This is a genomic window from Pseudomonas sp. 31-12 (assembly GCF_003151075.1).
GTDB lineage: Bacteria > Pseudomonadota > Gammaproteobacteria > Pseudomonadales > Pseudomonadaceae > Aquipseudomonas.
The window spans coordinates 4,417,229-4,437,967 of record NZ_CP029482.1 but is presented as its reverse complement, the minus strand read 5'-3'; the positions used below and the strand labels follow the sequence as shown (position 1 = coordinate 4,437,967).

Genomic DNA, 20,739 nt, shown 5'->3' with positions numbered 1-20,739 from the left:
CACCCATCCATCGAGGAGATTCACATGAGCAACGTTCCGTACAAACGCCTGAACAAAGACGATGCTGTTGTCCTGTTGGTCGACCACCAGACTGGCCTGATCTCGCTGGTCCAGGATTTCTCGCCGAACGAATTCAAGAACAATGTGCTGGCCCTCGCGGACCTGGCCAAGTTCTTCAAACTGCCGACCATCCTCACCACCAGTTTCGAAAGCGGCCCGAACGGCCCGATCGTGCCTGAGCTCAAGGAACTGTTCCCGGACGCGCCGTACATCCCGCGTCCAGGCCAGATCAATGCCTGGGACAACGAAGATTTCGTCAAGGCCGTTAAAGCCACCGGCCGCAAGCAACTGATCATCGCCGGTGTGGTAACCGACGTGTGCGTCACCTTCCCGACGCTGTCGGCGCTGGCGGAAGGCTTTGAAGTGTTTGTGGTCACCGACGCTTCGGGCACCTTCAACGAAACCGTGCAGCAAGCCGCGTGGGCACGCATGACCGCGGCCGGTGCACAACTGGTGAACTGGTTCTCGGTGGCCTGCGAGCTGCAGGGCGACTGGCGCAACGACATGGAAGGCCTGGCGAACCTGCTGTCGACGCGCATTCCGAACTATCGCAATTTGATGAACAGCTACGCGGTGTTGACGTCGAAGTAAGCCCGGCGATCCATAAAAATGCCCGCGACTGTGCGGGCATTTTTTTGCACAGTCTCAAGGTGAGCGAAGTTCCTGTGGCGAGGGGACTTGCCCCCGTTAGAGTGCGTAGCACTCTCCATCTTTTGGGACCGCTGCGCGCTCCAACGGGGGCAAGCCCCCTCGCCACAAAAGCCCTTCAGCACAAAATTCGGAGGCAGCCACAAAAACTAGGCCTGTTGGCGTTTTTGCAGCCAGCTGAGGAAGCCGCTTTTCTTGATTTGCACCGGCTTGGCCATCAACGCCAACCGGCTGTTCTGCTGGCGTACCGCCTGCAGCTTGTTCAACGCCCGACCCACTTCAACCCGTTGTTCCATGCAGCTACGGGTCAGGGATTTGTCGATCCGGTAAATGATGCACGAGGTCAAGGTGGTGAAGGTGGCCTGGGACGGTGTGTCGGTGAGGATGCTCTGTTCACCCATCACCTCACTCGGCCCCATGCGACCTGCTTCGGTTTGACCGGTGCCGTCCGGAACTGTAGCGCTGACGACGCCCGTGGCGATCACCATCAGGCTGTCCGGCACTTCACCCAATGCCAGCACCACCTGGCCTGCCGCGTACTGCTGCGGGACCATCGACTGAGCCAATTGATCACGCTCGTCCTCGCTCAAGGAACGGAAGACCTTCACTTCATCGAGCAATGCCCGAGCGCGGGTTGTCGGTTCAATCACGCCATCGATCTGCCGGGAAATCCCCGCCGCTTCGAGGTGCCGATGTGCCAGGTCGAACAGCTGATTACGCACTTCGCTTTTCTGGCCAAGCTCGGTGATAAATCCGCTGGCCACGTATTCGGACATGGTTTCCCCTGCCTCTTTGAGCACCGCTTTCGGCGCCGGGTTTAGCAGCAAACTGCTGCTGCCTTGAAGCGTGCGCTCGAGGGCATCCAGCACCCGGCGCGGGCGAATGTGATTGGGCACCTGAATGCTGATCGACACGCCGTGCATGTTGTTCGGCCGGCTCAGATTGACGATCTTCGCCTTGGCCGCCACCGAGTTCGGTACCACGGCCGTGCTGCCGGCGCTGGTCAGCATATGTGTGGCGCGCCAGTCGATGTCGAGAACTTTGCCTTCGACGCCATCGATCATGATCCAGTCATCCACCTGATACGGCTTGGTGGTGTTGAGCACGATCCCGGAAAACACGTCGCTCAAGGTGCTTTGCAACGCCAGGCCGACGACGATGGCCACGACGCCGGACGTCGCCAGCAAACCTTTCACCGGAAGCTCCAGCACGTAACCGGCTGCCGCGACGATGGCGATCAGAAACACCAGTGCACCGATGACGTCCTGCAACAAGCGACCGCTGTGACCGATGCGGCGCATCAGCACCAGGCCGATGACTTCGGTGATCACCCGCGCGGCGTACAGCCACCAGAGAATCCCCAATGCCGTGGCACCCAGTTGCGCGACACGATCCTCGGCCAACAGCGGCGCCTGCAACGGGCTCACACCGGCATTGATCACCAGAGCGCTGAATATCACGAATAACGCAAGCCGCACGCCAACCCGCGTGACGCGATGCTTGAACGGCGCGAGGTGCCAGAGCACGGCGTCAATCACCAGCAACAGGGCACTCCAGGACAGCAGATGGGCGAGGATAAAGGACATGGGGGAACTCCGGCGCGTATGAGGTCATTGCAGACAAGCTTTCTGTGGCGAGGGAGCTTGCTCCCGCTGGGTTGCGAAGCAGCCCCAAAATTCTCGCAGTCAATGCAGATTTTGTGAGTGCTGCGCACTCAAGCGGGAGCAAGCTCCCTCGCCACAGAAAGCAACTACGCCACACATTGCTGTGTGGCGAGGCGAGGTGGTCTCAGTTCAGGTGAGTCTTGAGTTCCAATGCCGCCTGACGAACCGCCGCCTTGACTTCCGGAATCTGGCTCAGCGGGTTGAGCAGGCCGAAGTCGTGAATCATGCCGTTGTAGCGCACCGCCGTGACCGGCACACCGGCCGCGTCGAGGTGGCGGGCGTAGGCTTCGCCTTCGTCACGCAACACGTCGAACTCGGCGGTTTGCACCAGGGCGGCGGGCAGGCCTTTGAGCTGTTCGGCGCTGGCTTGCAACGGCGAGGCATGGATCTGCGCACGCTCGGACTTGTCCGTGGTGTAGCTGTCCCAGAACCAGTTCATCATGCCCTTGGTCAGGAAGTGGCCTTCGGCAAATTGCTGGTACGAGCCGCTGTCGAACTGCGCGTTGGTCACCGGCCACATCAACAGTTGGAAGCGCAGCGCCGGGGTTTTCTGTTCCTTGGCCATCAACGCCACGACCGCCGCCATGTTGCCGCCGACGCTGTTGCCGGCCACCGCGAGGCGTTTGCCATCGACCCCGATGTCCTTGCCATGCTCGGCCACCCAACGGGTCGCGGCGTAGGCCTGGTTGATTGCGGTCGGGTAGTGCGCTTCCGGCGATGGCGTGTAGTCGACATACACCGCGACCGCGCCGGAGCCCACCACCAGGTCATGGATCAGACGCTGGTGAGTCGGGTAATCGCCCAGCACCCAGCCGCCACCGTGGAAGAACATGAACACCGGCAATTCACCTTTGACCTTGGCCGGCCGAACGATTTTCAGATTGATGGTTTGCCCATCGACCTTGATCGCACGGTCGCTGACGTCCACACCCGACAGGTCAACCTTCACCGAGTTTTGCGCACCGGTCAGCACCGCACGGGCCTCCTTCGGGCTCAACTGCTCAAGCGGCTTGCCACCCCCTGCGGCGAGGGCTTCGAGGAAGGCCTGGGTGTTGTGTTCGACACCCGGGCTGCCGGCGGCGAATGCGTTGCCGATGGAAAGGGCGAGGAGGGAGGCGGTCAGGGTTTTGTTGACGATGTTCATGGGGCAAATCCTTTTTAATTAATTAGAGTTTGATTACCTAAGGTCAGGTCGCTGCTGGCGCTGTAGTTCAGGCCTCAGCAACACCGTGGACACAGATTAATAGGTCGCCCAAAAGGGAAAAAGCGGCTATAAAGTGTTTGACTGTCAACCAAGGCGTGACAATGAACCCGTTCGAAGATATGCGTATTTTTTGCCAGGTCATGGACTCCGGCAGCTTCACCTCGGCAGCCGATCAATTGGGCCTGTCCAAGCAGTTCGTCAGCCGTCGTCTGATGCAACTTGAAGAGCGCCTGGGCGTGCGTTTGCTCAACCGCTCCACGCGACGGCTGGATGTCACGCCGCTGGGCCAGAGTTACTACGAGTCGGCGTTACGCCTGCTCGGTGAAGTCGAGCAGGTGGAGCAGGGCATCGCAGGCCAGACCACCGAGCCGCGCGGCACGATTCGCGTGAGCGCGCCGTTGTCGTTTGCGTTGGCGCATCTGGGGTGTCTGCTGCCGTTGTTTTTGCAGCGCTATCGCGATGTCACGGTGGAAGTGGACCTGAGCGATCGTCCGGTGGACTTGCTCAGCGAGGGTTACGACCTGGCGTTGCGTATCGGCATTTTGGAAGATTCGACCCTGATCGCCCGCCGTATCGCCTCCATCGAACGCGTGTACTGCGCCAGCCCGGCTTACCTGGCCGAGCGTGGTACGCCGCTCAGACCCGAAGATTTGCACAGCCATGACTGCCTGCCTTACGGCCACGGGCGTCAGGTGCAATGGCGTTTTGAAGGGCAGGGCAAGCCGCTGACCGTCAACGTGACGGGCAGGATGCGGGTCAACAACGGTGAGTTGCTCAAGGATGCGGCGGTGGCGGGGATGGGGATTACGTACTTGCCGACGTTCATTATCGGCTCGGCGCTGAAGGAGGGGCGGCTGGTGCCGGTGCTGGATGAGTTTCGTCCGAAGCCGCTGACGTTGTCAGCGGTGTATCCGCAGCATCGCCAGAGTTCACGGCCGGTGCAGGCGTTGATTGAGTTTCTGCGCGAGCGGCTGGATCGGGTTGAGGGTGGGTTGTAGGGTTCACCACTTACCTTGTGGGAGCGAGCTTGCTCGCGATTGCGGTGGTTCAGTCGACATCAATGTTGAATGAGCCACCGCAATCGCGGGCAAGCCCGCTCCCACAGGGATCGGTTGTTGTCTTGTGATCAGTATTTGTCAGGACCTTTTGTCATCGCCAGGCTCGCCACCGACATGCACGCCGCGGTCATCACCGATTTCGCCGGAGCGATGGACGCCGTGGTCATCGCCGATTTCGCCGGAACGATGAACGCCATGGTCGTCGCCGATTTCGCCGGAGCGATGAACGCCATGATCGTCACCCGGTTCGGCGTGAGTGCCGCTGCGCCCGGAGGAGGATGAGGCTGTGTTGCCGGAGTGCCCAGACCCATGGTCGCTGCTGCTGTGACCGCTGCCGCTGTTGCCACCGCTGCCGTTTCCACTGTGGCCGCCACCATTGCCGCCGCTTCCGCCGTGACCACCACCGCCGCCACCCGACCCACCGCCGCCGTGACCGCCGCCGCCACCGCCAGACCCACCGCCGCCGTGACCGCCGCCACCGCCACCAGACCCACCACCGTGACCGCCGCCACCGCCAGACCCACCACCACCGTGACCGCCGCCACCACCGCCAGACCCACCGCCACCGTGACCACCGCCACCAGATCCACCGCCGCCACCACTACCACCGTCCTTGGCCTGGGCACTCGACACCCCGGACAAACTGTCCGGAATCAATACGGTAGACGCCGACAGAACTGCGCCAATCGCAACTGCCAGTAAAAGCTTGTTGATGTGCATGTCGTTCTCCGTCTTCTTATTCAGGTTGGAACGTTGATGAACAATGCAACGTGCTGCTCGATTCAAAAGGTGAACACCGCAGCGCGCCGATTAATTCATTTGCAACGTGGATGAGCGATGAACGGTACGACTCGACCCCGTTCCACTCGACCCCGTTCCAGAGGGTCAGTGAATACTCGAAGCCAGTTCGAAGATCGGGATGTACATCAGGATCACGATGACCCCGATCAGCAGGCCGATGAAGGTCATGAGCAACGGTTCGAACAGGCGCACAAACCATTCGATCCAGCGGCTGATTTCTTCGTCGTAGAAGTCTGCGCTGCGTTCCATCATCTGCCCGAGGTTGCCGGACTGTTCGCCTGCTCGCAGCAAGCGCAGGGACACCGGGGTCACCAGATGATTGAGTTCCAGGGCGGCCGACAGCGATTGCCCCTCGCGCACCCGTTCGCAGGCCTGGTCCAGACGCACGCGGGAGGCGGGGGTGAGCAGGCCGCGGACCATGCCCATGGCGGTGACGAGGGGGATGCCGCCCTGCAGCAAGATGCCCAGTGAGCGATAGAAGCGCGCCAGTTCGTACATGAAGATGCGTTGATGGACTGCCGGGAGTTTTTCGATCACACGGTCGACGCCCCGGCGAAAGGCCGGTTGGCGCTGGAGGAAACCGAGGGCGACGACGATCGCCGCCAAGCCCCCGAAGAATTCACCCTGGTGGGCGTGCAGGAACATCCCGCAGCTCATCAGCACTTGTGACAGCCACGGCAGGTTCGACCCCAGCCCTTCGAACACCAGGCTGAAGCGCGGCACCACGTAACCCATCAAGAACAACACCACGCCACCGCCCACCACCAGCAACAGCAGGGGGTAGATCGAAGCGCTGACGATCTTTTGCCGGACCTCGTCCATGCGCTGGCGATAGCTGACATAGCGGCCCAGGGCATCGCCCACGGCGCCGGTCTTCTCGCTGGACTGCACCAGCGCAACGTAGAGCGGAGGGAACACCGCCGACAGCTGGGCCAGTGCCTGGGAGAAGGATTTGCCTTCGTAAAGCAGGCGCACCAGTTCACTCAGGGTTTTACGGGCCTGCGGCGCGTTCTCTTTTTCCGCCAGGCTTTCCAGCGCATCGATCAAAGGCAGGCCGGCATTGAGCAAGGTGGTCAGCTCCTGGCTGAACAGCACCAGGTTGAACGTCTCGCGCTGTCGAAGACGCAACGCGCGCCAGTGCCGCTCGACATGCAAGCTGACCACCCGCAAGCCCTGGTCTTCGACGATGCGCCGGGCTTCGCTGTGGCCGGGCGCCTCGACGGTCATCGAGACCACGCCGGCCTTGCCCACTGCCTTGAGATGAAAGCGCATGGTCGCCACTCCCCGTCATTGCCAGCTGGTGACTTCGGCGTTTTCGCCTTCGCCGCCGGGTTGGCCGTCCTTGCCCATGGACAGCAGATCGTATTCGCCGTTTTCGCCGGGGTAGCGGTAGTTGTAGTTACGACCCCATGGATCCTGCGGCAGTTTTTTCTGCAAATACGGACCGGTCCATTTCGTTTCATCGCTCGGCGCAGTGACCAGCGCCTGCAATCCCTGTTCGGTCGATGGGTAATGGCCGACCTCCAGACGGTACAGGTCGAGCGCTTTGCCCAGGCCTTCGATTTGCGCCTTGGCCACCTTCACTTCGGAGCGGCCCAGTTGGGCGAAATACTTCGGCGCGACGATACCGGCCAACAGCCCGAGCACCACCAGCACCACCAACAGTTCGAGCAGGGTGAACCCGCTTTGAGTACGCGGGGCGGAACGCAAACGCTGATTCATGATGACCTCACACAGTCGGCAGAAGGGTCGCCTTGAAGGCGTATGCAATTGCCATGCTCACCCCCGTTCATCCTTGCGAAACCCCTGTATTCCGGGCCTTTGCGCTTTCGGCACAGTGCTTGCGTATGGCTGGTTTACTACCGGCCATTGGGGCATTACCCCCATTTTTCGGGGCCGGGCAGGGGAGGCAAAATAATGAAAACACTCACCACGGGACTGCTCGGCTGCTTGCTGCTGACGAGCGTCGTACAGGCCGATGTGTTCGTTTCCGTGGACGCCAAGGGCAGCTACGTGCTGTCCAATGTTCACCGTCCCGGCCGCACCTATGAACGAGTCATTCACGAACCCCAATCCTCGCTGGTCGGTCTTGATCAGCAGCCCCAGATGATTGCCAGACAACCTTATGCAGAGCTGGTGTCGGCGGCCGCCACGGCCAATGAATTGCCGGCGGCGTTGTTGCACGCGGTGATCCGCGAAGAGTCGCGCTACAACTCGGATGCAACGTCCCCAAAAGGCGCTGGCGGGCTGATGCAATTGATGCCCGATACCGCGCGGGAGATGGGGGTGAAAAACGTCTATGACCCGAAAGCCAATATCCAGGGCGGCGCCAAATACCTCAAGCGCCTGCTGACCTTGTTCGACAACGACATCACCCTCGCCGTGGCGGCCTACAACGCCGGACCACAGGCGGTCCTGAGCCGTGGCGGGGTGATCCCGCCGTTCGCTGAAACCCAGCGTTATGTGCCCAATGTCTTGCGCCAGTACCGGCGCTTGCAGGGCCTGGCCATGGACGCACCGCTGTGATTGGGGCAATCCCCCACATGTGGGGTAACCCGATTTGTACCACTGACCGAAGACCGCATTCGTCGCCGAACGCAGCCTCGCAAGCTCGACAGCTGCTATGGGGTTTGAGTTTTGGGGTGGAGGTTGTCATCCACCCGGAAAAGGGGGGAATAAGTGGGGAATATCCCCCGCGTTATTAAATCGTTGCTTCAAGTGGCTGAAAACTAACTGAATTTTTTATGGCATGCGGATTGCTCCAAAGGATTTGTCGAGAATTATTTCCTTGTGAGCACCCACAGCGAGGCCCGTGATCATGACCGGCATACCCCACGCTTCGTCCTTGTTCAAATGTGCGCTGTTGGTGGTGTCGATGTTCGGCATCGAGCTGGCCGAGGCGGCCTTGCGCTGCGAGCGCAACCTGGTGGCGAACGTCGTGGCGCTGGATCAGCCGCTGATGTTCAACCGCCTCGGCGCACAAAACGTCAATGGCATGATGTTCGCCCTGCGCCGCGATGTGGTCGACGACCATAACGTGTCCCTGGCCCAGGGCGGCGCGGCGGTGCCGGGCAAAGTCTCGCTGCGTCCCGACAAGCGTCCGCGCCCCTTGGTGTTGCGCGTGGCGGCCGGTGACTGCCTGACCATCAACCTGCAGAACCTGCTGGCGTACCAGGCCAACCCCGGAAGCCACGAAAACGGGGAGGAGGGTGAGATTGAGGGTGAGGTCGAAATCGGTAACGTCGATCAGTTCAAAGTCGATGAGCAGGTCGCTGATCGCCATGTCGGCTTCCAGGTCAACGGCATGCAAGCGGTCAACAGCATCGACGACATCGCCTCGTACACCGGGCGCAACGGCAATTCGCTGGTCGCCCCGGGCGGCACCCGTTCCTACACGTTGTTCGCTGAGCGCGAAGGTGCATTCGCCGCCAGCAGCCGTGGTGCGACCTTCGGTGGTGAGGGCGATGCGGGCAACGTTGCCAACGGCTTGTTCGGCCAGGTCGTGGTGGTGCCCAAGGGCGGCCGCAGCTATCGCAACACCGTGACCGAAGAAGAGATGCGCCTGGCCAGCAGCGGCCGCACCCCGGCCGGTCAACCGATCGTCGATTACCAGGCGCGCTACCCGCAGCGCGAACCGTGGATCCGTGAAGGCAAGGCCGGCACGCCGATCATCAACATGGTCGACGGCAATGAAATCATCTCCAGCGAAAGCGACGCGATTGTGATGGGCAGCAATGCCGACGGCAGCTTCCCTCCATCCACCTATCCGCTGGAAGCCGTGGGCAAACGCAACCCGGCGATTCCGAATCGGCTGGAGCCGTTTCGCGATTTCGCCTCGCAGTTCCAGGATGAAACCGCCGCGACCCAGGCGTTCCCCGCGTATTGGGCAGACCCGGTAATGGCCCACGTGCTGGAGCCGACCCGCGATTCGTTCATGATCAACTATGGCTCCGGCGGCATGGGCGCCGAGGTGGTGGCCAACCGCTTGGGCGTCGGGCCGATGCACGATTGCCTGTCTTGCGCCTATGAAGAATTTTTCCTTAGTTCGCACACCGTCGGCGACGTGGCGATGCTGGTGGACGTACCGGCCAACGCCGGCCTGGAAGGCATTCTTCCAGGGCAGGTTCCGCGCGCCGATCAGATTGGCGTCAAGGCCACCATGGCGCTGTATCCGTCCGAGCCGTCCAACGTCAACCACAGCTACATCGGCGACTTCGTCAAATTCCGCAACACCCACAACGGCCACGAGCAGCACATCTTTCACTTGCACGGCCATCAGTGGCTGTTCAACCCCAACGACGACAACTCCGACTATGTGGATGCCCAGGGCATCGGCCCGGGCGCCGGCTACACCTATGAAATCGCCAACGGCGGTTCGGGCAACCGCAACCGCGTCGCCGGTGATGCGATCTACCACTGCCACTTCTACCCACACTTTGCCCAGGGCATGTGGAGCATGTGGCGGGTGCACGACGTGTTTGAAGAAGGCACCAAACTCGAAGTCTCCCAACAAGGCACCGACGGTTTCCACAACGAACCTTACGCATTGCGCAGCGGCAAACCGGCGGCGGGCGCCCGGGCCTTGCCCGATGGCGAAATCATTGCCGGTACCCCGATTCCTGCGGTCGTGCCGCTGCCGGGCAAAGCCATGGCGCCGATGCCAGGCAAGGTCGCGGTGGTGCCGAAAATCGGCGAGATACTGGTCGCTGGTGATGACGACGATGACGAAGAAGATGACGACGGCGAACATCACGGCGGCAGCGGTGGTGCACAGGCCATTGGTTCCCTGGCCTTGGTGGATCGTAGCGAAGCCAACCGCAATGCCGACGGCAGCCTGAAAAACCCTGGCTATCCGTTCTGGATCGGCGGCATGGAAACCTCGGTCGGCCAACGTCCACCGACTCCACCGCTGGACATGCTTGACGCGGCCAAGGCCCAGTCCTTGAAAACCAGCGGCAACGCCCTGTGGGCCAACCTCGACCCGGTGCAGTCCGGCGGTTGGGACGGCGGCCTGGGGCGTCACTCCCTGGACGGTTTCTCCGCCGGTGGCGTGGCGAACACCATTACCACGTCGCTGGATTTCTCCAAGGAAGTGACCCGCGCCAAACCGATCTACATGCCGGAAGAGGGCACCGAAGTCGAACAGGCGGCCATGGCCTTCCACGCCAAAAAGGACCACCCAAGCTTTGCCGTGCTGCCGGGTAATCAAATCGTGGCGAAGGCCTTCCGCACCAACGGTGCCTTGCCGATTGCCGGCGCGCCGTACTACGAACCGTGCATGGACGACCGGCAAAAACGCCTGACCAGCAGCGCCGGCACCGGCGAATTTGCCAGCGGCGAGCGCATCGACGGCATGTCCTACACCGGCTCCTCGGCCTTCACCGCCGACCGTCCACGGGTCTACAAAGCGGCGAACATCCAGTTCGACGCGGTGTACAACAAAGTCGGCTACCACTTCCCGCAAGCGCGCATCCTGGCGCTGTGGGAAGACGCCTGGCCGGTCATCACCAAACAGCGTCCGCCAGAGCCGCTGGTAATGCGCATGAACACTTTCGACTGCGTGCAATACCAGCAAACCAACCTGGTGCCTGCCGTCTATGAAATGGACGATTATCAGGTGCGCACGCCGACCGACGTGATCGGTCAGCACATTCACCTGCCGAAATGGGACCTGACGGCGGCCGACGGTTCGGCCAACGGCTGGAACTACGAAGATGGCGTGCTTTCCCCGGGGGCCGTGCAAGAACGAATCCTCGCCATTCGCGAGTTCAACCAGTGCACAGGCACCGATCCACGTGACGGCACACCGGCCTGTCCGAAAGCCAAGAATCACCCGTACTTCGGTCAATTTGGCCGGGCGGATTGGGTCGGGGCGCGTACGGCAATGCAGCGCTGGTTCGTCGATCCGGTGGTAAACGCCAAAGGTGTCGACCGTGGCCTGGGGACCATTTTCACCCACGACCACCTCGGCCCATCGACTCACCAACAGATTGGCCTGTACGCCACCGTGCTGGCTGAACCGGCCGGTTCCACCTGGTTCCACGCTGAAACCGGCGAGCCGTTGTACAGCGGCGCGCGCCAGGACGGCGGGCCGACTTCGTGGCAAGCGGTGGTGTCCACCGGTGACATCGACGGCGACGGCAAGAACGACAGCTTCCGTGAGTTCTTCCTCGAATACAGCGACTTCCAGCACGCCTATGAAGCCGGTGTGTATGTGGGCGCCGGTCCTAACGGCGTGCCTGATCCGCAAGCCTTCCCGGCCACCGCCGACAGCTTCCGCTACGCGATCAATCCGCCGGTGCGTAACAACGCCAGCACCTTGCTCGACGGCATCATCGAAGTGCAGGGCGGCATGGTGCCGGGTTGTCCGACTCGGCCATGCCCACAGGCGATCTCGGTCGATGACCCCGGCATGTTCGTGGTCAACTACCGCAACGAACCGCTGGCCCTACGGGTGTACGACCCGAACAAGGTCGGCCCGGACGGCAAGCGCGGCATGCAGGCCGACGGCCTCGGCGGTGACCTGGCGTACGCCATGCAAAGCCGTACCGACCGCGCCATCCCGGCGATGAACCTGGCACCGAACCTGGTCACCTCGGCCACCGGTCCAACCGGCGGCACCACGCTGTTCCCGCCGCACGTCAACCGTGGCGGCGCGGAGCCGGGTGACCCGTTCACCCCGATGTTGCGCACCTACACCGGTGACAACGTGCGGCTGCGGGTGCATGCCGGCGGTCACGAAGAAGAGCACAACGTGACCCTGCACGGCGTGAAATGGCTGCAAAGCGGTTCCGGCTTCGGCAACAGCTCCAACTCCGGCTGGCGCGCGTCGCAGATGGTCGGTATCTCCGAACAGATGGGCTTCAATGCACCGGTCTCGATGCTTTCCAGTTCAGCGGCGACCACGGGGGACTACCTGTACTCGATGGACGCTTCCATTGAAGGTTACTGGAACGGTATCTGGGGCGTGATGCGCAACTACACGGCCCAGCGCAGCGACCTGTTCGCCGTGCCAAACAACCCCAAACCTGCGGGCATGCGCAACACCGTGGCATTCAATGGCTCCTGCCCACGGATCAGTGCCAACCCCAACGGCATCGGCACCCGGCCGACCGTGCAACGCAACTATGAAGTGGTTGCGGCGTTGGCCAACGACATCCTGCTCAATCCGTTGAACCTGACCATCGGCGATCCGGCCGGCATCGGGCAACACGTGGGCGGGCCGTTGAATCCGGCGGGTGGCACCCTGGTGTTCAACTCGCGGCCGGTGAACATCCCGCAGGTCACCGTGGTCGATCCTGAGGATGGTGAAACCATCACCGTCGGCGGGCAAAGCGGCCCGTTGCATGATCCGACTGCGATCCTGTATGTGCGCAAATCCGACCTCGATCCGGCCACCGGCAAGCTGAAAGCCGGCGTGCCTGTCGAACCGCTGGTATTGCGCGCAACGGCGGGCGATTGCATCAACATCACCCTGGAAAACCGCTTGCCGGTGGTCATGCCCGACCTGACTCAGACGGCCGTGATGCAAGGGCTGGTCAAGCGTGACCGGAACAATGGCCAGGGTTCGACCATCTTCACCAACAACCTGTTGCGGCCGTCGAGCCACGTGGGTCTGCACGCGCAACTGCTGGCGTACGACATCACAAAATCCGACGGCACCAACGTTGGTGCCAACCCTATCCAGACCGTGCCACCGCGCATCGGCAACAGTGGCGCGTACCCGACCCGTACTTATCAGTACTACGCCGGGCATCTTGAACGTGAAGGCAAACCGGTCACGCAACTGGGCCGCAGTGTCGACAACATCATCGCCACGGCGGTGGAGTTCGGCGGACTGAATATCACCCCGGCGGACCTCATCAAACAACCGCAGAAAGGCTTGGGCGGGGCGATGACCATCCTGCCGGTCGGCGCAACCTGGGTTGAGGATGCACGGAAAACCAACGCAACGGTCACGGTGCCAGGGCAGACCACTTACCGCGACTTTGCGATGGTCTGGCAGAAAGCGTTGAACATCCGCTGGGCCAATGGTCGGCCGGTGGAAGGCATTGCCGCCGAAGGCTTCGGTGTACCGACCGATCCACAGGACAACTCGAGCATGGCCATCAACTACAAGGCCGAGCCGATCTGGTTCCGCTTCGGGTTGGCGCCGGATGCACCGTTCGGGCATGCCAACGGTGCCGGTTACGGTGACGTGCCGAACGCGCATATGGCCTACAGCAATGCGCTGATCGGGGGCGATCCGCAGACACCGGTGCTGTATGTGAAACCGGGTCAACCGTTCCGCACCCACATCATGATGCCGAGCGGTGGCAGTCGCGGCACGACCTTCCAACTGGACGGTCACGTCTGGTCGGTCAACCCGTTCCAGTCGGAGAAGAGCGATGTCGGTGGTTATCCGATGGCCACGCCTGGGGTGGGGTCGGTGCGGTTCGGCTACAACCCGATGTCGATGTACATCGGCGCGCGTGAAAGCATCCTGCCGGCGGCGCACTTCAGCTTCATGCACCCGAGCGCCGGGGGCAGCAACGCGATACCAGGCGATTACCTGTACCGCGACTACGGCGCCTACGGCAACACCGCCGGGCTTTGGGGATTGCTGCGGGTGACCAACGAACCTGAGCCGGCACCGGCACCGTAGGGGCACTGGCCAGTAAAGAGAAAGAACGTGCGATGAGTGATCTGTGGCGAGGGAGCAAGCTCCCTCGCCACAGGGGCAGTGTTCGAAGGCAGGCACAGATCTGTAAGGGGAGAGTGTAATGAACAGGACTATCGGATTCGCCGTTTGCGTGCTGGCTGTCGGGGTCGCGCTGATCAGTGTCGGCGTCTGGCGCACCGCGCCGCCCAACCTGCTGAGTCAGGTCGCACTGCCCGACACCTGGAGCAGTCAGGACCTCTCCCGTGACGGGATTTCGGTGGCGCTTGAGGTCAAGGCGTTGGCCGAGGATGGCGTGTTGCGTGAAGGCGAGTTTGCCGACGTGCAGTTCCGCGTCAGCGACAGTGCCTCGGGCCAGCCATTATCGGGCATCAATCCCGGTGCCTGGCTCGATCCGGAAACCGTCGCCGCCGACAAGGCCCAGGGCCGCGAGCAAAGTTGCAAATCCCGGGTCGGCGTCTTCCTGAAATCCAGCATCGGCGCACGGCCGATGCTCGATCTGAACAGCTACTTCCTGTTGGTGATGAACCGCGACGCCAGCGTCTCGGTGATCGATCCGTCGGTGTCGGTGGGCGGCATCACCAGCACCATGGCGCGGATCGACATCAAGCAACCGCCGATGGACTGGACCACGCCCAAGGACAACAAACGGGTGTTCGTCTCCATGCCGACCGCCGATGCAGTGGCGGTGATCGACAGCGAGCAATTCAAACTGGTCGACTCGGTCGCCGCTGGCAGCAACCCGGTGCGCGTAGCCTTGCAACCGGATGAACGCCTGCTGTGGGTCGGCAACAATGCGAAAACGCCGGAACAGTCCGGCGTCACGGTGATCGACACCCGCAGCCTCAAGCCTCTCAAACACTTGGCCACCGGCCCTGGGCACCACGAAATCGCCTTCAGCAAAGACAGCCGTTACGCCTTCGTCAGCAATCGCGACGACGGCACGCTGAGCATCATCGACATCGCCAGCCTGACCATCAGCAAGCAACTCAAGACCGGTTCGCACCCGCTGTCGGTGGCGTACTCGCCGCTGTCCCAGGCGGTGTATGTCGCCGACGGCAAGGACGGCACCGTGACCGTGGTCGACACCAGCAGTCTCGCCGTGCGGCGAGTGATCAAGATGAAACAGGGCCTGGGCCCGATGGGGTTCAGCGCCGACGGACGTTTCGGCATCGCCCTCAACACCCTGGAAAACCAGGCTGCGGTGATCGACGCGGCCACCGATTCGTTGATCCATGAACTGGACGTGTCCGCTGAACCCTACCAAGTGGTGTTCACCAAGGCCTATGCCTACATCCGCGGTCTGGCTTCGGCCAAGGTCACGATGATCAACCTCTCGTCGTTGGGCGCAGGCCGTACGCCGATCAGCCAGGGCTTCGAAGCCGGGCCTCAGGCACCACGGCTGGCCGGTGATTTGCCGCTGGCCTCGAGCCTGGCGGTGTCGCGGGACGACAACGCGGTGTTCGTGGTCAACCCGGTGGACAACACCACCTACTTCTACGCCGAAGGCATGAACGCACCGATGTCCGGTTACCCCAATCGCGGGCAGGTGGCGCGGGCGGCCATGGTCATCGACCGCAGCCTGCGCGAGATCGAGCCCGGGCTCTACAGTTCGCGGATCAAGCTGCCAGTCGCCGGGCGTTTCGACGTGGCGTTCCTGCTCAACCAACCGAACATCATCCATTGCTTCACGGCGCTGGTTGAACCGGACAAGAACCTCGCAAAACTTCCTGGCGTGCCAAAAGTCGAGTTCATGCTCGACAAGTCCACCGCGGCCCTCGGCAGCCCTTACACCGTGCGGTTTCGCATCGTTCAGGGCCAGCAGAAGGCACAGCGCAGCGGGGTCAAGGACGTTCAGGTGCGCTACTTCCGCGCCCCGACTTCCCGGGCCCAATACGTCGCTGCCCTTGAAGTGGGCAACGGCATCTACGAAGCCCCGGTGACCCTCGACCAGAACGGCGCCTGGTACCTGCACGTTCGCGCGGCGTCCCTTGGCGCGAGTTTCGATGACAAGACCTTTGCCAGCGTTCGGGTGTTGCCCGGCGATGCCCACTGAAGAGGAAACCGACATGAATCGATTCGCACACCGTGGACTGCTGACGCTCTGCCTGTTGGCTGTCGGCATCGGCCAGGCCCTGGCGCACTCGGCGGATGAACACGCCGGGCACGACATGCCGGCCAAAAGCGCCAGTTCGGAAAGCGCCCAGGTCAAATTCGCCGACGTCGCGCTGGTGGACCAGAACGGCAAACCGGTGCGTCTGGAAAAGGATCTGGTGACCAACAAGATCGTGGTCATGAGCTTCATCTACACCAGTTGCACCACGGTGTGCCCGGTGGTGTCCTCGATCATGGGCAAGGTGCAGAAGCAACTCGGCGCCCGGGTCGGTGAAGAAGTGCAACTGGTGTCGATCAGCATTGACCCCCAGCGCGATGACGCCAAGCGCCTCAACGATTACGCCCGCAGCTTCCAGAAGGGGCCGGGCTGGAGCTGGCTGACCGGCAGCTCGCAGTCGATCAACGAAACCCTCAAGGGCCTCGGCTCTTTCAGCGGTGACTTCAAAAGTCATCAGCCGCTGATCCTCGTCGGTGACGGCAACAGCCGCCACTGGACGCGCTATTACGGTTTTACCGACCCGGCGGTGCTCATACGTGAAGTCGAGAAACTCAGCGGCCAGCGTAACGTCCACGCCAAACACACTGCCATTGCGATGGAGCATCAGCCATGAAAGCCCTCGTTTTGATCTTCCTGACGATGAGTTTTTGCGTGATCAGTTTTATGGCGTTTTCCCACGAGGAGCATCACGAGCCCTCGCCGGCGGTCGCCGCCGAGCAACCGGCCAGCGGCACCCGGGATGCGAAAACCTGGTTCACCGACACGCCGTTGCTGGACCAGAACGGCAACACGCTGCGCTTCTACAGTGATGCGCTGCAAAACCGCGTGGTGCTGCTGAACGTGATTTTCACCAGTTGCAACGATGCCTGCCCGCTGATCACCCAAAAGCTCAAGGAAGTCCGTGAGGTGCTGGGCGACAAGGCCGATGGCATCACCTTTATTTCCCTTACCAGTGATCCGCTGCGCGATACGCCGGCGGTGCTCAAGGCTTACACCTTGAAGCAGGGCGTCGATGGTCCTCACTGGCTTTTTCTCACCGGCGACAAGGCGCAAATGGACCTTGTGCTGGGGCGCATCGGCCAGATTGTGCCGACCCCCGAGCAGCACTCGACGCAGCTGATTGTCGGTGACGTGGCCAACAAGCGCTGGAGCAAGATCCGTCCCGACGCACCGGCCGCCGCCATTGCCCAGCGCTTGCAGTTGCTGACAATGCCCGTGGCCGGTCGTTGAGCACGCGCCATGAAAATTGCCCTCGTCCTCGGCCTGCTACTGATTGGCGGCATCAGCTTCACCGCTAATGCGTTGCCGCTGAGCCCCAGCGAAAGCGCCGGTAAACGGCTGTATCGCGAGGGCGTGTCCGCAAGCGGTGAACCGATCATGGCCCGGGTGGGCGCGGCCGGCATGCTGCTGCCGGCCACCAGTCTGCCCTGCGCCAATTGCCATGGCGCCGATGCTCAGGGACGACCCGAGGGCGGGGTACGGCCGCCAGACATCAGTTGGTCGCGCCTCTCCAGCAGTTACGGTCAGCAACAGGTCAACGGCCGCAATTACCCGGCCTACACCGAGGGCGCGCTGGCCCGCGCGATCCAGGAAGGGCGTGATTCGGCGAACAATCGGCTGGACCCGGCGATGCCACGGTTCGTGATGCCGATGAATGATCAGCGCAACCTCACGGCCTACCTCAAGCGCGTGGCCGAAGACCGCGATCCGGGGTTGACCGCCGACAGCCTGCACCTGGGCACCTTGTTGCCGAGGCAGGGACCGTTGAGCGCGGAGGGCGCCACCGTGGCAGCGGTGCTCAAGGGCAGCGTGGCGCGGATCAACCAGGCGGGCGGGATTCATGGCCGGCAACTACGCCTGACCATTCTCGATCCGGGCCCGGATCGCGCCAGTGCCGAACAGGCGCTGGACCGCTTGATCGAACAGGAGCAGGTGTTCGCCCTGATCGCGCCGCTGGCACCCGCGCTCGATACTGAGCTGGTCACGCGGCTGGAACGCGCCGGCGTTCCGCTGATCGGGCCGCTCTCGCTGCAGGGCATGGCCCCGGCCAGTAGGCAGATATTCGAGCCGCTGTCCGGGCTTCGCGAGCAACTGATCGCCCTGGCCGATTACGGCGCTGCCCATTTGCGCTTGCTCCAGGGGCCGACGCTGATTGTCTACCCGGATGAGCCGAGCCAGCGGCTGGCGGCGCAGACCCTCGGCCAGCACCTGCAGGAACAAGCCTGGCAGCAAGTGCGGCTGCAGACCTACACCTCGGCGCAGGACGAATTACCGCTGGGCTCGCGATCGGTGTTTTACCTGGGCAGCGGCGGCGGTTTCAGTCGCCTCGCCGAGCGTTTGCAAACGGCGGGGCAGGTGCCTTACCTGTTCGCCGCGTCGAATCAGGTGGCCGGAGACCTGTTTCAAGTGCCCAGTGATTTTTCCCGACGGGTGTTTCTGGCGTATCCGTTTGTGCCCAGTGACTGGACGCAGGCCGGACGCCTGGCCTTGACCCAATTGCGTCAGAACCAGGGACTGGGCGGTGAGCACGCGGTGCTGCAAGTCGGCGCCTACAGTTCGATGCTGCTGTTGAGCGAAGGCATGAAGCAGGCTGGGCGCGACGCCAGCCGCGACAAGTTCATCAGCGCCCTGGAAGGCCTGCACGATTTCGACACCGGACTGACCCCGCTGCTCAGCTTCGGTCCCGGCCGCCGCCTGGGCTTGAGCGGTGCCCACATTGTCACCGTAGATTTGCAGGACCAGCGCTTTTATCTGGTCGCACCGTACAAACCCATTGCAGCGACACCCTGACGGGAGGCCTCATGATGAAGTTCAAGACGCTGCTGATCCTGCTGACGCTGTGGGGCCCCATGGCGCTCGCCAGCAATGGCCCGGCCGCCGCGCGCGTCAACGGCGAGGAAATTTCGGAGTTCCGCCTGGAGCGTTATTTCGCCGAATTCCTGGAGGACCAGGGTCGCGCCGTGGGCAGCATTCGCAACCCCAAGGCCTACAAACAATTGCGCCAGAAAGCGCTGGATGCCCTGATCGACAAGGAGTTGTTGTGGCAGGAGTCGCGCAAGCGCGGGGTGGTGATCAGCGATGAAGTGGTGCAAAGCCAGGTCGAGCAGACGCGGCAAGCGATCGGTGGTGCCGAGGTGTTCGCCCGCCGGCTCGAAGACGCCGGTTTCGACGAAGCCACTTATATCGAGTACACGCGCCGTGAGCTCGCGGCACAAAAGGTGTTTGCCGAGCTGGTCCAGGCGGCTGAGCCGGACGAAAAACAGGTCCGTGCGTTCTACGAGGAACATCGCGCCGAAATGAGCACACCGGAGCAAATCCAGGCGCGGCACATCCTGGTCAAAGTGCCGCAGGGCGCCGAGGCCGCTACAGTTGAAGCAGCCCGGCTACGCTTAGAAGAGATGCGGGTGAAAATCAGCCAGGGCGAGGACTTTGCCAGCGTGGCCCGGGCCGGCTCCGAAGATGCTTCCGCTACCGAAGGCGGGGATCTGGGCTATTTTCCTCGTGGGCGCATGATGCCGGAGTTCGAAGCGGCGGCGTTTGCCTTGGCACCGGGGGCGGTCAGCGCACCGGTGCGCACGCCGCTGGGCTGGCATTTGATTGACGTGCAGAACCACCAGGAGGCCGCCGATGTCTCAGAATCTCAGGGGCTTGAAATGGTTCGGGCTTACCTTGCCCGACAGCAAAAGGATCAGGCGCGTCTTCAGGTTCTGGCGCAGCTGCGATCAAGCAATCGTATCGAACGGATTGACGATGATTGAAGCGTCCCCCCCAAATGTGGGGAAAGCTTCAGGGGCAATTCCGAGCGCTTCCCCGCCTTTGGGGGACGGGGTTCCTGAACGAAAAGATTTTTTCATGAAAATCATAGAGATGAAGCGGTCGAAAACCGGCGCTCAGTCTGGCATGAAGTGTGCGTTAGCCTAATTAAGGCGCGTACTCCCAGGCACGAATATCGGACCTGCGGTTTCAAGGAGTCCACCTTGTTAAACAAAGTACTGGTTGTTGAAGACGAACAGCTGCTGGCGGAAAACCTCCAGGGTTACCTGCAGGCGCAAGCGCTGGAAGTCCGGATAGCTCACAACGGTGAAGCAGCGATTGGCGTAGCCAAGAGTTTTGCACCCGATGTGATGGTGTTCGATTACCGCTTGCCCGATATGGAAGGCTTTCAGGTGCTCGATGCCGTCCGCCAGAACAGGAAGTGCCATTTTGTGCTGATTACCGGGCACCCAACCGCTGAAGTCTGTGAGCGGGCCCGGCAACTGGGAGTCAGCCATATCCTGTTCAAACCGTTTCCGTTGGCGGAATTGGCCCGTGCAGTCTGTGACCTTTTAGGGATGGAGCGGGAAAACCGAACAGGCGCGAGCCCATCCGAAGGATTCGTCGAACGACGCCAGAGCAGGACCGAAAGCTTCCCGCTGCAGCTGTACGACGGTAGTTGGGTGCTGGCAGATCGTCGACGAAGTTCATCGACCTCCAAGGCACCAGACGACGAACAATTGCTCACCGGGGAGTAGTGGCGCGACAAGCCGTTCCGG

At 62.1% G+C, this 20,739-nt stretch carries 15 protein-coding genes; 10 read left to right on the top strand and 5 right to left on the bottom strand.

All coding sequences use genetic code 11. The features are described 5' to 3' along the window. The first annotated feature begins 24 nt into the window (after nt 1-24). On the top strand, nt 25-651 hold the full coding sequence (gene ycaC, locus DJ564_RS20970) for an isochorismate family cysteine hydrolase YcaC (protein ID WP_109632970.1): 627 nt from the start codon (nt 25-27) through the stop codon (nt 649-651). A gap of 206 nt (nt 652-857) precedes the next feature. Here the strand turns inward: ycaC and DJ564_RS20960 are convergent, their stop codons facing one another. Next, a complete protein-coding gene (locus DJ564_RS20960; protein WP_109632968.1) occupies nt 858-2,294 on the bottom strand; it encodes a mechanosensitive ion channel family protein in 1,437 nt (478 codons plus the stop codon). Between the two features lie 202 nt (nt 2,295-2,496). Next, complete coding sequence (locus tag DJ564_RS20950) at nt 2,497-3,516, bottom strand: alpha/beta hydrolase (protein WP_109632966.1); 1,020 nt, start codon at nt 3,514-3,516, stop codon at nt 2,497-2,499. Nucleotides 3,517-3,677: 161 nt separating this feature from the next. Here DJ564_RS20950 and DJ564_RS20945 point away from each other — a divergent pair, with 161 nt between their 5' ends. Continuing rightward, entirely contained in the window at nt 3,678-4,574 is an 897-nt protein-coding gene (locus DJ564_RS20945) for a LysR family transcriptional regulator (protein ID WP_109632964.1), read from the top strand. Nucleotides 4,575-4,712: 138 nt separating this feature from the next. Here DJ564_RS20945 and DJ564_RS32655 read toward each other — a convergent pair whose 3' ends face one another. From DJ564_RS32655 to gspG, 3 genes are all read right to left on the bottom strand, one after another. Beyond that, nucleotides 4,713-5,354, bottom strand: coding sequence for a hypothetical protein (locus tag DJ564_RS32655; RefSeq protein ID WP_109632962.1), 642 nt, complete (start codon nt 5,352-5,354; stop codon nt 4,713-4,715). Between the two features lie 165 nt (nt 5,355-5,519). Further along, nucleotides 5,520-6,707 (bottom strand): type II secretion system F family protein, encoded by a 1,188-nt coding sequence (locus DJ564_RS20935; RefSeq protein ID WP_109632960.1) that lies wholly within the window; start codon nt 6,705-6,707, stop codon nt 5,520-5,522. A gap of 15 nt (nt 6,708-6,722) precedes the next feature. Beyond that, nucleotides 6,723-7,157: a type II secretion system major pseudopilin GspG gene (gspG, locus tag DJ564_RS20930; protein WP_094471703.1), complete on the bottom strand. Its 435-nt coding sequence runs from the start codon at nt 7,155-7,157 to the stop codon at nt 6,723-6,725. A 195-nt stretch (nt 7,158-7,352) separates the two neighbouring features. Between gspG and DJ564_RS20925 the strand changes: the two genes are divergently transcribed. From DJ564_RS20925 to DJ564_RS20890, 8 genes are all read left to right on the top strand, one after another. Next, nucleotides 7,353-7,961: a lytic transglycosylase domain-containing protein gene (locus DJ564_RS20925; protein ID WP_109632958.1), complete on the top strand. Its 609-nt coding sequence runs from the start codon at nt 7,353-7,355 to the stop codon at nt 7,959-7,961. A gap of 292 nt (nt 7,962-8,253) precedes the next feature. Then, on the top strand, nt 8,254-14,079 hold the full coding sequence (gene mnxG, locus DJ564_RS20920) for a manganese-oxidizing multicopper oxidase MnxG (protein ID WP_109632956.1): 5,826 nt from the start codon (nt 8,254-8,256) through the stop codon (nt 14,077-14,079). Between the two features lie 118 nt (nt 14,080-14,197). Further along, on the top strand, nt 14,198-16,150 hold the full coding sequence (locus DJ564_RS20915; RefSeq protein WP_109632954.1) for a cytochrome D1 domain-containing protein: 1,953 nt from the start codon (nt 14,198-14,200) through the stop codon (nt 16,148-16,150). Between the two features lie 13 nt (nt 16,151-16,163). Then, a complete protein-coding gene (locus DJ564_RS20910) occupies nt 16,164-16,820 on the top strand; it encodes an SCO family protein (RefSeq protein ID WP_109632953.1) in 657 nt (218 codons plus the stop codon). Beyond that, nucleotides 16,817-17,437 (top strand): SCO family protein, encoded by a 621-nt coding sequence (locus tag DJ564_RS20905; RefSeq protein ID WP_109632951.1) that lies wholly within the window; start codon nt 16,817-16,819, stop codon nt 17,435-17,437. Before DJ564_RS20910 ends, DJ564_RS20905 begins: the two co-directional genes overlap by 4 nt. A 9-nt stretch (nt 17,438-17,446) precedes the next feature. Further along, on the top strand, nt 17,447-18,997 hold the full coding sequence (locus tag DJ564_RS20900; protein ID WP_109632949.1) for an ABC transporter substrate-binding protein: 1,551 nt from the start codon (nt 17,447-17,449) through the stop codon (nt 18,995-18,997). A gap of 14 nt (nt 18,998-19,011) precedes the next feature. Next, entirely contained in the window at nt 19,012-19,965 is a 954-nt protein-coding gene (locus tag DJ564_RS20895; RefSeq protein WP_109636149.1) for a peptidylprolyl isomerase, read from the top strand. Nucleotides 19,966-20,184: 219 nt separating this feature from the next. Continuing rightward, complete coding sequence (locus DJ564_RS20890) at nt 20,185-20,718, top strand: response regulator (protein ID WP_109632947.1); 534 nt, start codon at nt 20,185-20,187, stop codon at nt 20,716-20,718. The last annotated feature ends 21 nt before the right edge of the window (nt 20,719-20,739 follow it).

Coding starts and splice junctions, on each gene's coding strand:
- ycaC (WP_109632970.1), top strand. CDS start 25: ATGAGCAACGTTCCGTACAAACGCCTGAACAAAGACGATGCTGTTGTC.
- DJ564_RS20960 (WP_109632968.1), bottom strand. CDS start 2,294: ATGTCCTTTATCCTCGCCCATCTGCTGTCCTGGAGTGCCCTGTTGCTG.
- DJ564_RS20950 (WP_109632966.1), bottom strand. CDS start 3,516: ATGAACATCGTCAACAAAACCCTGACCGCCTCCCTCCTCGCCCTTTCC.
- DJ564_RS20945 (WP_109632964.1), top strand. CDS start 3,678: ATGAACCCGTTCGAAGATATGCGTATTTTTTGCCAGGTCATGGACTCC.
- DJ564_RS32655 (WP_109632962.1), bottom strand. CDS start 5,354: ATGCACATCAACAAGCTTTTACTGGCAGTTGCGATTGGCGCAGTTCTG.
- DJ564_RS20935 (WP_109632960.1), bottom strand. CDS start 6,707: ATGCGCTTTCATCTCAAGGCAGTGGGCAAGGCCGGCGTGGTCTCGATG.
- gspG (WP_094471703.1), bottom strand. CDS start 7,157: ATGAATCAGCGTTTGCGTTCCGCCCCGCGTACTCAAAGCGGGTTCACC.
- DJ564_RS20925 (WP_109632958.1), top strand. CDS start 7,353: ATGAAAACACTCACCACGGGACTGCTCGGCTGCTTGCTGCTGACGAGC.
- mnxG (WP_109632956.1), top strand. CDS start 8,254: ATGACCGGCATACCCCACGCTTCGTCCTTGTTCAAATGTGCGCTGTTG.
- DJ564_RS20915 (WP_109632954.1), top strand. CDS start 14,198: ATGAACAGGACTATCGGATTCGCCGTTTGCGTGCTGGCTGTCGGGGTC.
- DJ564_RS20910 (WP_109632953.1), top strand. CDS start 16,164: ATGAATCGATTCGCACACCGTGGACTGCTGACGCTCTGCCTGTTGGCT.
- DJ564_RS20905 (WP_109632951.1), top strand. CDS start 16,817: ATGAAAGCCCTCGTTTTGATCTTCCTGACGATGAGTTTTTGCGTGATC.
- DJ564_RS20900 (WP_109632949.1), top strand. CDS start 17,447: ATGAAAATTGCCCTCGTCCTCGGCCTGCTACTGATTGGCGGCATCAGC.
- DJ564_RS20895 (WP_109636149.1), top strand. CDS start 19,012: ATGAAGTTCAAGACGCTGCTGATCCTGCTGACGCTGTGGGGCCCCATG.